The 13253-nt window shown below is 44.9% G+C and carries 9 protein-coding genes and 1 pseudogene; 7 read left to right on the top strand and 3 right to left on the bottom strand.

Annotated elements, in window-relative coordinates; all coding sequences use genetic code 11:
- The first annotated feature begins 298 nt into the window (after positions 1-298).
- The gene (locus tag AB6E51_RS15635; RefSeq protein ID WP_102428858.1) at positions 299-2644 is read left to right on the top strand and encodes an ATP-binding protein; all 2346 of its coding nucleotides are present in this window, start codon (positions 299-301) and stop codon (positions 2642-2644) included.
- A 1-nt stretch (position 2645) separates the two neighbouring features.
- On the top strand, positions 2646-3533 hold the full coding sequence (locus AB6E51_RS15630; RefSeq protein ID WP_017063876.1) for a mechanosensitive ion channel family protein: 888 nt from the start codon (positions 2646-2648) through the stop codon (positions 3531-3533).
- A 127-nt stretch (positions 3534-3660) separates the two neighbouring features.
- Here the strand turns inward: AB6E51_RS15630 and AB6E51_RS15625 are convergent.
- The 3 genes and pseudogenes from AB6E51_RS15625 to AB6E51_RS15615 all read right to left on the bottom strand — a co-directional run.
- Positions 3661-4224: pseudogene (locus AB6E51_RS15625) on the bottom strand (methyl-accepting chemotaxis protein); the annotation flags it as partial.
- A 281-nt stretch (positions 4225-4505) separates the two neighbouring features.
- Entirely contained in the window at positions 4506-6533 is a 2028-nt protein-coding gene (locus tag AB6E51_RS15620; protein WP_372058648.1) for a cache domain-containing protein, read from the bottom strand.
- Positions 6523-7986, bottom strand: coding sequence for a sigma-54 dependent transcriptional regulator (locus AB6E51_RS15615; RefSeq protein ID WP_065584417.1), 1464 nt, complete (start codon positions 7984-7986; stop codon positions 6523-6525). Before AB6E51_RS15615 ends, AB6E51_RS15620 begins: the two co-directional genes overlap by 11 nt.
- Positions 7987-8288: 302 nt before the next feature.
- Between AB6E51_RS15615 and AB6E51_RS15610 the strand changes: the two genes are divergently transcribed.
- From AB6E51_RS15610 to AB6E51_RS15590, 5 genes are all read left to right on the top strand, one after another.
- The gene (locus tag AB6E51_RS15610) at positions 8289-9095 is read left to right on the top strand and encodes a substrate-binding domain-containing protein (RefSeq protein WP_017059611.1); all 807 of its coding nucleotides are present in this window, start codon (positions 8289-8291) and stop codon (positions 9093-9095) included.
- 322 nt (positions 9096-9417) lie between these two features.
- Positions 9418-10116: an ABC transporter permease gene (locus tag AB6E51_RS15605; RefSeq protein WP_017068184.1), complete on the top strand. Its 699-nt coding sequence runs from the start codon at positions 9418-9420 to the stop codon at positions 10114-10116.
- 10 nt (positions 10117-10126) lie between these two features.
- On the top strand, positions 10127-10846 hold the full coding sequence (locus AB6E51_RS15600; RefSeq protein ID WP_371725352.1) for an energy-coupling factor ABC transporter ATP-binding protein: 720 nt from the start codon (positions 10127-10129) through the stop codon (positions 10844-10846).
- Positions 10824-11408 (top strand): molybdenum cofactor guanylyltransferase MobA, encoded by a 585-nt coding sequence (gene mobA / locus AB6E51_RS15595; protein ID WP_004733776.1) that lies wholly within the window; start codon positions 10824-10826, stop codon positions 11406-11408. Before AB6E51_RS15600 ends, mobA begins: the two co-directional genes overlap by 23 nt.
- Positions 11408-13225, top strand: a complete 1818-nt coding sequence (locus AB6E51_RS15590) for a bifunctional molybdopterin-guanine dinucleotide biosynthesis adaptor protein MobB/molybdopterin molybdotransferase MoeA (protein WP_065584419.1) — start codon at positions 11408-11410, stop codon at positions 13223-13225. Before mobA ends, AB6E51_RS15590 begins: the two co-directional genes overlap by 1 nt.
- Positions 13226-13253: the final 28 nt, after the last annotated feature.

The following is a 13253-nucleotide window of genomic DNA, read 5'->3' as shown; positions in this document are numbered from 1 at the left end:
TCGATTTTAAGGAAAAACAAAATATCGAACAGCGCACCATAATGGGCGGTATATAACGTCCCAAATCATGCCAACCATTGAATATATCGTATGCTGATTGGTCACAGTAAAAGCCAACCCGATCAACGCAACAGAAGACATAATAAAGATGCTCAAATACTAGCCTAATCCCTGACAATTTCATGACAAAATCGCTCGAAACAGGAATAAAGTACTCGCCCCCGACACGGGGTTGGATTTCACAAAGTCAGATTATCTAACTATAGTAATCCTAACCTCATAATTCTAAGAGACTTTTATGCGTTCACTATCGCGCTTCTTAATCCTCACTTTGGCCATTCTCTCTTGGCCTAGTCATGCCAACTTGGAATATGACTTACAATCTCAGCCGCAGGTATCCGATTCTGCTGTTGATCTCGATGATCGAATTGATTCGTTACCCGACCCCCTCTTTATGGAACCGTCGGACAGACGCCAAGTCAATATATTGCTCGCTGAAGTGCTACAAGTTCAAAAGCAGGAAATCAAAACCTTCGAGCAACAGATAAAAGCCTACAGAGCGAACAACGACGCCGATCAATGGTTTGCCGTTCAAACCAGTTACGTCACTTTGAATAGCTTGAATGTGAGCAAGCAACACCTGTTAGAGCAGACGAATTCCGCTAATAAAGAGCGCCTAACGGGTTTTGGCCCCTACGGCGTAACTCAATTTAAGCAAGAGTGGGAATTAACCAAGCTCAACATTGAGTATCTTGTTTATTTCCAAATTCGTAGCTTTAAAGCGCTTGTTAAAGACATCTTTATTTCGCCAGTGCCAGTGATTGGTGCCTCACTAAAAGTGTTATTCATCTACTTCGGTTTAGTGTGGTGGCTTGCCAACAGCACCCGCTTGATTGAACTGTTTCGAATTAACTTTCTTGAAGCGAAAACGAACCCTCCTTTTCTGGTTCGCGTGATTTGGTATATCAGCCGCGCTGATCGTGCGATTGCTTGGCTAATTGCCATCACATTGTCATTGAGAGTGCTTTCTAGTATCCCTAGTCTTCAACATTTGATTTTCCTGGAGATCTTCACTTGGTGGATTCTAGGTGGTTCGATTGCCATCAGCTTTATTTTGGAATTTGCCTACCGTTTAGGTCGTACATCAAATCAAGAAGTGATAGCACTACGCCTATCGACTATTCGTCGTTACGTGTGGAGCTTCATCGTTGCGGGTGTGATTCTCCAGATATCAAGTATTACGCTAGGCAAAGGTACGATTTACAGCTGGATTTACAGCGCTCTGTTTTTCTGGTTTGTGCTGGTCACGATCTCAGTTCTCAGACTATGGAGAGCGAAGGTCTTCGATACGTTGCAACACATCTCTGATCGCCCGGTTTGGGTGAATTGGGCAGTAAACCGCAAGGATACCTTCTTACTTAATATATTGGCGACGGCCATTGGCATCGTGTGGTTGAGTGTTTACAACTTTCAACATCGAATTATGGCCCTGCTATCCAATTACACTTTGTTTAGCCAGGCCTTAGCTTATCTATTTAGAATTGAAGTTGCTAAACAGTCTGACCTTGATAAGAATCAGCAAAACTTGGTTCGAATCAAAGGCGATCAAACCTATGAATACATTCTTCCGGGTAATATCGACAGTACGTTGATAGATTACGCGGGAGATGAAATTAAGCAGTTATCACGCTACTTAATGTCAGACAGCCCGGCTATCTGTATTGTGTCTGGCGAACGTGGTGTCGGCGCGACAACGCTGCTATATACCTTACTGCACAAAGTCTCTAACGCTGAGCCTGTATACGTGAGTTGCCCTTATGCGGGTTACCAAGAGCTTTTAGCGCATTTAGCCGTGAGCATTGGCTTGGACGAAGAAGCGACTGAAATTCAAATATTAGCGCATCTTCGTAAGAGCAATACCACTTACCTTATCGCGATTGATAACGCACAACGACTGGTGCAACCAATGGTCGGTGGCCTGTCTGATTTGATTCGTTTGACCAACCTTCTGCGTCGTTCTAAAAAGAACCACCGTGTCGTGATATCGATCGCCAAATCAAGCTGGCGATTTGTGGATAGAGCGCGTGGCGAACGTTTGCTGTTTGACTTGGTGTGTTTCCTTCCGCGTTGGACAGAGAAACAAGTGGGTGAACTTCTAAATAGCCGTATCAATACGGAGCTTGAGAAGCCGTTGTCTTTTGATGGTTTAGTAGTCCCTAAGCAATGGGACCAAGATGATATGAGTGAAGAAGAACGTGCACGCCAAGGTTTCTATCGAATTTTGTGGCACTATTCTGATGGCAACCCTACCGTTGCGCTGCGTTTCTTCCGACTCTCTTTGAACCGAAACAAAGAGACAGATCAAGCAGTGGTGCGTCTGTTCCATGTTCCTGAAGCCCAGGAGCTGGAAAATATGCCGAAACCTATGCTGGCTGTGCTTCGTTCTATCGTACAACTGGAAATCGCTTCTCCGGAAGTATTGTCTGAATGTACACAGCTGAGCACGGCAGAGATAACGGGGATTCTGCGTTACTTTGAAAGCCGTGGTTATATTGGTTGGCATGAAGAAAAGGCTCGGATTTCTGAGCACTGGTTCCGCCATATTACGAACGTTCTCGACCGTCAACATCTACTGGTGAAGTAAAATGAAGAAGTTATTTATCCTACTATTTGTTGGCTTGGCAAGTGCTGTCAGTTTCCCGACCTTTGCGACGGAAGAGTTAGCTAACGTAGAAAACATCTCTAAAATAGCGAGCCTTGTGCGATGGAGCGGCGTGTTCTTCTCCATGATCGTTATTGCTGCGATGTGGTTATTGCTTAAGTTCATCAACTCGTTAGTGACCAGCTTTGGTAGTCAGTTCGTGCAATATCGAATGCTACTACAAAAACTGCAGTCGTTTACTCAGTTCTTCATCTATGTGAGCACCGGTCTTATCGTGTTCATGATGAGCTTTAGAATCAACGACCAAATACTGGCTTTGATTGGTGGTACCCTCGCCGTGTCAGTCGGCTTTGCGCTTAAAGATTTGGCAGCTTCATTCATCGCGGGCATCACGGTAATGATTGATAGACCCTTTCAAGTTGGTGACCGCGTCACGTTCGAAGGCAACTACGGAGATATCATTACCATCGGTTTGCGTTCAGTGCGAATGAGAACGCTGAACGATGACATCATTACCATTCCTAACAACAAGTTCTTAAATGAAGTGACCACCAGTGGTAACTACGGTGCGTTGGACATGCAGGTGGTGATTCCGTTTTACGTCGGTATGGATGAAGACATCACCCTAGCCCGTGACTTAATTCAAGAAGCTGCGTCTTCGAGTCGTTACATCCACTTACCGAAGCCTGTCACGGTTTTGGTTAAACAGACGATTACCGATAACTACCTAGCGATACAGCTAACCTGTAAGGCTTATGTTGTGGATACTGCGTATGAGAAGCTGTTTGAAACCGACATTACCCTGCGTGTGATGAAAGAGTTTAAGAAGCACAACATCAACCCACCGAAGATTTCAGTGGCAGCGCATTAGGCTTGATGCTTTTGACGTTAGTTTCTTATAGCAAATGACTAACCATAAATAAAAACACCTCCGAACTTATCTCAAGTGCGGAGGTGTTTTTTATGGGCTTTTTATCTTCAGCTCAGTTGTATTTAGGCTAAACCTTAAAGTATTTCAATTGCTCAGTAAGGTGCTCTGTGGTGTTCGCCATTTTCTGACTGTCTTCTGCGAGCGATTGTGAGGCCTGCAGCACTTCATTTGCAGCGAGATGAATACCAGTGACACTTTCACTCATTTCAGTGGCTACCGTGCTTTGCTGTTCCGAGGCCGCGGCGATCTGCGCGACCATGTCGTTAGCGTTATGCAGTTCATTCACAATCACATCGAGTTGTTGGCGAGTTTCGTTAGACGCGACAACGCTGTGGTCAACCTTCTCGTTACTGCTTTGCATTGCCTCAAAGGTACGTTCTGCTTGTTGAGTCAGTTTCTCAATCGTGGATTGCACTTCGTTAGTTGAATTTTGAGTGCGGCTAGCAAGATTTCGAACTTCATCAGCAACCACTGCGAATCCTCTGCCTTGCTCTCCTGCACGTGCCGCTTCTATTTCTGCGTTGAGCGCTAACAAGTTCGTTTGTTCTGATACATCACGAATCACACCAACGACTTGGCTTATTTCAGTCACGCCTGATTGCAGATCTCTGACTAAGTTATTCGCGTTACTTAATTTCATAGCTGACTGACTTTATTATTTGTTTTGATTATGGATTTCGGTCAAGGTATCAAAATTTCGTACGGTTCGGATGATATGCATCAAGATCAAAAGATATGCACTGTGCTACATAACCAAAAAGAGGTGCTCGTCAAACCGAAAGAGGTTGAGATTTGGTTTGCGATATATTAGTAGTGCAGAATTTTCGTGCTTGGGCTAAAACGTTCGTGTAATAGCCCAAGCGCGTTAGAAATATTATCAGATGATAATATCAGTGAATGAGTTCTTAGAACTTATAGGTTTGATACAAGCAATTGAGGTGTCGCTTTCTGTTGAAGATAGATACTAAAGCAACTTCCCTTACCTACCTCAGATTCAACTCGGATCTCGCCGCCAGTTTGGCTCAAGATACTCTGAGATACTGACAACCCTAAGCCCGTGCCATCTCGTTTGGTGGTATAGAAAGGCGAGAAGATACGTTTCAGTTGTTCTTCCTTAATACCGCAGCCTTCATCTTGAACATGAACGATAGCGCCATGAGACACACCATTTTCAACCCAGTCTTCACTCGAAATGGTTAACGTGCCCTGACCGTCCATTGCATGAATCGCGTTCATTTGTAGGTTAACCAGAATCTGTAGCAATTGGTTTCGATTGACCTCGACTGAGGTTTTAGCGTTCAGCTGCGTTACGTACACAATGCCTTTCTTCTTCGCACCTGTTTTTACGAGCGTAATACTTTCATCCACTATTGGGTTGATATGTTGCCACGTAATTTCGTCTTGTACGCCGCCGTGACGGCTGTATTGAAGCAGGCTTCGTGTGATATTTCGAATTCGGTCAATCTGCTCCATGATCGCGTGGACTTCCTCATTTACACGGCTCACTTCATCGCCCAGTTCAAACTTCATCAGTTCAACGTTGCCAAGAATCACGGCGGTTGGGTTATTGATCTCATGAGCAATACCTGCCGTTAATTCACCTAACGCGGCCAGTTTTTCATTGACCACCAGCTTATCTCTGGCTTGATTGAGAAGCTTGATGTGCAGTTCAAGTTCTTCAGTTTTCTCTTTCAAACTCGCGGTACGAGAATGCACTTTGCACTCTAGTTCAGACGCCGCTTGTTGAATCTCTTGATTACGCTCGTGCAGTAGATCCAACATCTTATCGAACTGTTTAGCGAGCAGTGTCAGTTCGTGTTGATCATCCAAACCTAGCGTACCAATTCGCTTGTCTTGCCCCATCTGTACTAGCTTCACCACTTTATGAATGCGTTCGATTGGGTTGAAAAGATCACGTGCGCCACGGTGAACGATCAAACCGGATGCCAACAGAAGCAACACAATGGTAATGCTAATTTCGCCAAGGTTGGTTAAGTACGTTTCTATCAGCGGCCAAATCAAATAACCGGTGTAAAGCATACCAATCACATTATTAAACTGGTCATGGATTGGTTGGTAAGCTGTGATGTACCAAGCATCGTAAACATACGCTCGATCTAGCCACTCTTTACCTTCATTCAAGACTTTCGAGTGAACCTCGTGAGAAACACGTGTACCAATGGCGCGCCCTACACTGTCTTCACTGCTCAAAGGCACGTTGGTGCTAACACGAAGATCATCAAGGAAAACCGTGACCGTTCCTATATGACGATTAAAACCTTCTCGTTGTGGATAGATAAGGTTACTGATTTGGTCAACAAGTTGAGTACTGTTATTCAGTAAGATCCCACCATCCAGAAAACCAATCACATGATCATGTTCATCTTTGATGGATACAACGGTTCGGCTTACCAATCCGCGAGTCTCGACCTCTTGCCCGTTGAGCATCGGAACTTCCGCTTTTTTAGCGAGGTCACGATCGAGATAATTGAGTTCATTACGGCTTAAGACACTGAAAAATGAAGGCTTGTGAGTTAAGTTTAGATATTCGAGTTTCTTTTCCATGCTCTCGACACTGCGCCAGCGCAGAAAATCGAGCTCATAGCGAGATTTGTTCTCAGACACCCAGCGAGTTAGCTCTTCGTGTGAAAGATCACTCGCGAGTTTGGTTCGAAAGTTATAAGACTCGGCGAACGCACGAACGTTGTATGCTTGCTGATTTTGGATCAGGTGAATACTGTTATCGGCAACATCCAAGCGTTCATCAACATCAATCAGAGCGCCCTGCCACGTGTAACGTATTGACCAATACAGTGTGATAGCCACAAGCGCGCACAAGGTCAGAATGATCGGAGCTGATGTTAGGAATAATAATCGGTAGCGAACCATGGTTTTGAATCGGAACGCCCACTTTGACCACCAACGACGTCTAATCGGCATATTCAGAGCCTTCTGTGTTCCAATCTTTGTACTTACGCTCTAGCGTTTTACGTGCGACGCCAAGATCTCTTGCAGCTGCCGATTTATTGCCATCATGAAAACTAACCAGCTGTTCTATATGAGATTTTTCTACTTCTTTGAGTGTCCAAGTGTTTGGATAACCCTCGGCAGCGTCTGCATTATTCAAGTTTGGCATTTCCGCACCATGTGACACCGTCACTGAAATGCTAGCGGGAACAGGATCACCATTAATCTCGCGCCAATAGTGTGCTGGTGGCTTGTCTAAAAGAATGCATCGTTCGACTAAGTTTTTAAGTTCACGAATATTTCCCGGCCATTCGTATTCGTTCAACGCCAAGATATCTTCATGTGCCCAATTTGGAACTGGCATGCCAAGCTCGCTCGATAAAAGACGAGTAAAGTATGGAACAAGTTCAATCAGGTCTGACGGGCGCTCTCTCAATGGCACCACATCAATCTTAAGTACATTGAGTCGGTAGAACAGATCGCGGCGGAAGTGCCCTTTATCGACCTCTTCTTGAAGATTTCGGTTGGTCGCCGCCACCACTCGTACGTCAACGGAAATTTCCTTTTCGTTACCGACTGGACGAATGGTTCTTTGCTCTAACACGCGTAGCAATGCAGCTTGCATTGGCAGTGGCATTTCACCAATTTCATCAAGGAACAAGGTGCCACCACTTGCGACTCGGAAAAGACCTTCACGGTTTTTCTTCGCACCAGTAAATGCGCCTGATGTATGTCCAAACAGTTCACTTTCTAGAAGCTCTGGAGCAATCGCACCACAGTTGATTGGCACAAATGGACCTGTGCGTTTACTGGCTTCATGTACACCACGAGCAACCAGCTCTTTGCCGGTACCCGACTCACCTTCTATCAAGACGGACGCTCGAGACGGTGCAAATTGACTGATCAGCAATTTAAGTTGTTTGGTCTTGTCTGAATTGCCAATCAGTTCAGTCTTGATATGACGACTCACATCACGCTTCAACGCGTACTGCATTCTTTGGTCGAGTCGCTTATCCATACAACGCAGAACCGCTTGTATCATCTGTTCGAGGTTGAACGGCTTAAGAATAAAATCTGAAGCACCAAGCTTAAGCGCGGATATGGTCATCTCTAGATCGGCATAACCCGTCATGAAAATCACATCGGCGCGTTTGTCGTTGTCGTTAAACGCCTCTTCCCACTCAATGCCAGATCGGCCTGGTAGGTTGATATCAAGGACAATCAGATCAAAATGTTCGCTCGAACGCAGCGTTTCAGCCTCTTCAACCGATCCTGCGCTCGACACCTTGCCAAAGAACTTACCTAGTGCTTTCTTTAAGATAGCCTGCATACCCAATTCATCATCGACGACCAAAACGGAAAAGGCCTGATACTGAGTCAATGTGTTCGGGTTGAGATTGGATGCAGATGAACTAGGTAAAGACATAATGATTAGCCGGTGAGAAAAGTTGGGACAGAGTGTACCAATTAACCTTTTCTCCAACAGGGACAATGTGCGACATTTTGTCCTAGCTCATGTTTTGATTCATTTTAACGGGGTAAAAGACTCAGTTTTGTCCGAAATAACAGCAATTTAATGAAATCTGATGCATTATTTGTTGGCATTAAGATTGCTTATAAGGTGTAGATTTCTAATTACAACAATTAGCGTCTTATGCACATGCCCTCTTTGAGCCCTTTAAAATTGAAGGCATGTCATTCATTTATAACAGAATGGACATAATAATAATGAAAGCAATTCCCCTAACTATTGCAGCTCTATCTATCGTCAGTTACACGGCTAGCAGCGCGGAAGACACCACTCATATTAAGTTGGCGACAACCACAAGTACTTATCACTCTGGTCTACTGGACTACTTATTGCCTGAGTTCGAAAAAGATTCTGGTATCAAGGTTGATGTTCTAGCTGCGGGTACCGGTAAATCACTTCGCATGGGCGAAAATGGTGATGTTGATTTGGTAATGACTCACGCACCAAAAGCTGAAGCGAATTTCGTAGAAAAAGGCTACGGCGTTTTACCTCGTAAGCTGATGTATAACGACTTTGTCATCGTTGGTCCACAAAGCGACCCTGCAAAAATTGAATCTCAAAAAGCAGTGGCAGATGTGTTCAAAGCGATCGCGACTAATAACGTGACGTTTGTGTCTCGTGGCGACGACTCTGGTACTCATAAGAAAGAGATGGGTATTTGGGCGCAAACTAAAATTGAACCAAACTTTGGTGGTTACCGCAGTGTTGGTCAAGGTATGGGCCCTACTCTGAACATGGCGTCAGAGATGCAAGGCTACACCATGACAGACCGTGGCACATGGTTGGCTTACCAAAACAAACTGGATCTTAAAATCCTTTTCCAAGGTGACAAGAACCTATTCAACCCTTACCAAGTAATCCTTGTTAACCCAGAGCGCTACCCAAGCATTAACTATCAAGCAGCGAAAGTATTCAGTGATTGGTTGGTGAACCCTAAAGGTCAGAAACTGATTAACGACTTTAAACTGCATGGCAAACAGCTGTTTGTTGCAAGCGCAGAATAGTTTGTTGTAAGTGAACCGTCGTTTTCTGTAAGTAAAAGTAGCGCTAAGGGTTCAACCCGAATCAATTAGCGCTACGCTTAACTAAACAGTTAACGAAGCACCTAAGCAATATCGCTTTAATAACTATCTTGTTTAACAGCAGGTCGCTATAAAGCTGTCTCGCTTTAATAGCGTTCACGCTTAACAACACATTCATGCTTAGAAACACAATCATGCTTAAGAGCAATCGCTGACCAATACACACTCAAATAGTTTGGGTCAGCTATGATTAACATCAGTCATTACCGATAAAGACCTATTATCGATTCACACGAGATACTTCATGACCCTATGGCAAACAACGATTGATGCAATGAACCTACTAGTGAGTTTTGACCACGAATTGTGGAAAATCGTCGCGGTATCTTTCAGCGTATCTTTGTCCGCCATCTCATTAGTGATTGTTCCTGCAATCCTTATGGCTTTCTTATTGGCTTATACCGAGTTCCCCGGGAAGTGGGCATTGTTATCGGTGATCAACACCCTGCAAGCTATCCCAACCGTGGTTATCGGTTTGTTGATGTACATGATGCTCTCTCGCTCTGGCCCGTTAGGTGATTGGGAATTACTGTTCACCCAAAAGGCGATGATTCTAGGTCAGATGCTGATCTGTTTCCCAATCCTAGTTGCGATGATGCATGGCGCTCTGCAGGCCAGTGACCGCCGAGCGGTAGAAACCGCGCGCACGCTTGGCGTATCAACGACTCGTGTGGCGTGTACGTTAATTTGGGAAACGCGCTTCCCTCTTTTAGCTGCAACTATCGCTGCCTTCTCTCGTATCGTCACTGAGGTTGGTTGTTCAATGATGGTCGGTGGCAACATTATGGGGATGACAAGAAACATCCCAACAGCTATCGCTATGGAAAGCCACAAAGGCGCATTCGCTCAAGGCGTCGCCCTCGGTATGGTGTTATTAGCATTGGCATTAGCCCTTAACTTTTTCCTTTCCAGTGTGAGAGGAAAAGGCTATTTAAGAACTTAGGAACGCTGTCATGAGTATAAAAATAACAACGCAGCAAATTTCAATGCGCTACAAAGAGCGTGTTTTGTTCCATATTCCCGAATTGTCGATCGGCCCCAACGATGCCATTTATCTCAAAGGAGATAATGGTGTGGGTAAAACGACCCTACTTAAAATATTGTCTGGATTGATTCAGCCCAGCTCTGGCCGCATTCAGTCTCCGACACAAAGCTGGCAGCAGATCTTATTCCCTAGGCTCAAGTTCAAAGACATTATCTACCTGCATCAAACCCCCTATCTTTTTGATGGTTCGGTGTACCAAAATGTCGCTTATGGCATTCGCTTTAACAAAGAGAGCCAAAAAGATAAGCGAGCTCAAATAATTAATGCATTGAGAATGGTAGGTTTAGAAACCTTGGCAGATGAACACATTTCTGTGTTGTCTGGTGGTGAGCGTCAACGCGTTGCAATGGCACGAGCCTGGATTCTTAAGCCGTCAATCTTGCTTATGGATGAACCAAGTGCCTCTTTAGACAAAGAATCTATTGAAAGATTGGTGATAATGGCCGAAGATCTTCTTCAAAGAGGCGCGAGTTTAGTCATCACTAGTCACCAAACTAACGCGTTAACCGACTTATGTAAGAAGCAATGGTGGATCAAAGACAATACTTTGACCGAATCCCCGCTTTTTCAAGTTATTAAGAAAGATAAAGCACAAGAGAATATTTATGCTGCTTCCAACGCAAACTAGTTGGGTTATTTTGGCTGGCGGGCAGGCCAGCCGTATGGGCGGAAAAGATAAAGGACTCGTTGAGCTCAACGGTTCTCCGCTTATTCAATACGTTATAAACAAGCTGTCACAACAAGATGTCAGCATCACTATCAATGCCAATCGTAACTTAGACAGCTACCAAGCATTTGCTCCGGTTGTTTCCGATTCTTTCCCTGACTACCCAGGTCCGTTGGGTGGCATTCATGCTGGCCTTAAAAACGCGAGCACAGACTGGGTTGGTTTTGTCCCTTGCGACAGCCCACAAATCAGTGACGACCTTGTTGAGCGTTTTTGTTCTGCAGTAAAAGAAGACAGTGACATTCTTGTCGCGCATGATGGCGAATTTAAGCAACCTGTATTCACCCTATTCCACAAACGTGTTCTACCAAAGTTAGAAGCGTTTTTGGAACGTGGTGACCGTAAAATCATCTTGCTATACAAAGAGTGTGTTACCGAATACGTTGATTTCAGCGATTCTCCTAACTGCTTTGTTAATCTCAACACGCCAGAAGAACTCACCCAATTCGGAACGCTTCAATAATGAAAGATTCTAAACAACGCCCTAACCTTCCTTTATTGGGCTTTGCTGCTTATAGCGGTACAGGCAAAACGACCGTACTTGAAGCCCTGCTTCCTCTGTTGACTGATGCGGGTTTAAAAGTTGGCGTGTTAAAACATGCTCACCACGATTTTGATGTCGATAAGCCGGGTAAAGACAGTTACCGCTTGCGTAAAGCGGGCGCAAACCAAATGTTGATCGCTTCTCGTAATCGTCACGTGATGATGACAGAAACACCAGAAGCCGAAGCCGATTTTGATTACCTGCTGACTCGATTTGATACCAACACGCTTGATCTGATTTTGGTTGAAGGCTGTAAGAACATCGCCTTCCCTAAAATTGAACTGCACCGAGATGAAGTGGGCAAACCTTGGTTATATCCAAACGATAACAACATTATTGCTATCGCGGCAGACAGCCAAGTTGAATCAGAACTGCCACAAATGGCGATCAGCGATTTAGAAGCGATTCGTGATTTCATCATCAATTACGCGCAGTCCTTTGACCTTGCCTCTACAACAGGCAAAGCAGTGTCATGCTCATCTTCAAAAGACGCTGCGCCAGCTGTTTGTTGTGATTCGTTCTCTCCTGCAGGTTTAACCGTTACTCAAGGTCAGCAAAAGATTGTTGATAGCATTGACGCACTCGATCTCACAGAGAGTGTTGAATTACTGCAAGGCTACGGCCGTGTGCTGGCTGAAGATGTGATTTCGCCAATCAACGTTCCTCAGAATACCAACTCTGCAATGGACGGTTATGCAATTCGTAGTGAAGATCTAGAATTGGACAGCTACAACATCGTTGCTGAAGTCATGGCGGGTCACAGCTACGAGCAAATCGTTCAACAAGGTGAAGCGGTTAAGATCATGACGGGCGCACCAATGCCAGAAGGCGTTGATGTTGTCGTGATGCGTGAACAAGCCGTCCGAGATGGCGATAAAGTTAGCTTCCCTGATGCTAAAATCTCGGTCGGACAAAATGTCCGTATGGCAGGTGAAGATTTAGAAATCGGCCAACCTGTCTTTACACGTGGCACACGCATTGAAGCGCCAGAAATGGGCATGATGGCGTCGTTAGGTTTTGGTACCTGCCCTGTTCTGCGTAAAGTGAAAGTGGGTGTGTTCTCTACGGGTGATGAAGTTCAAGCGCCGGGGCACGAGCAAAAACCAAACTCTATCTATGACTCAAATCGTTTTACTATTATCGGCATGCTTCAAAAGCTCGGCTGTGACATCGTCGATTACGGCATCATTGAAGATGATGAGCAGAAGATGATGGATGTGCTGCATTCTGCGTCGCTTGAAACCGATATGGTTTTGACTTCTGGTGGTGTGTCTGTTGGTGATGCGGATTACATCAAGCTTGCGTTAGATAAACTGGGTGAAATCAACTTCTGGCGTATCAACATGCGTCCAGGTCGCCCATTGGCTTACGGTAAGATTGAGAACAAGCCGTTCTTTGGTTTACCGGGTAACCCTGTTGCTGTGATGGTGTCGTTCATTAACTTTGTTGAGCCTGCGATCCGTAAGCTTCAAGGTCAAACGAACTGGACACCAGTAAAAGCAAATGCTGTAGCAACTGAACAACTGCGCTCACGCCAAGGCCGTACTGAATTTAGCCGTGGTGTGTTCTCGATGAATGAATCTGGCGTGCTTGAAGTGAAAACAACGGGCAAGCAAGGTTCAGGTATTCTGCGTTCAATGAGTGAAGCGAACTGCTTAATCGAAATCTCTCCAGCAGTTGATACTGTGAAAGTTGGCGAGACAGTGACGATCATTCCTCTGCAAGGTCGTGTTTGATTCAAAGCTCAAACACCTAAATTGACTT

This window comes from Vibrio sp. 10N.247.311.47, assembly GCF_041467535.1.
Taxonomy (GTDB): domain Bacteria; phylum Pseudomonadota; class Gammaproteobacteria; order Enterobacterales; family Vibrionaceae; genus Vibrio; species Vibrio crassostreae_C.
Note: the sequence above shows the minus strand (reverse complement) of the source record. Positions and strands in the feature narration are given on the sequence as shown.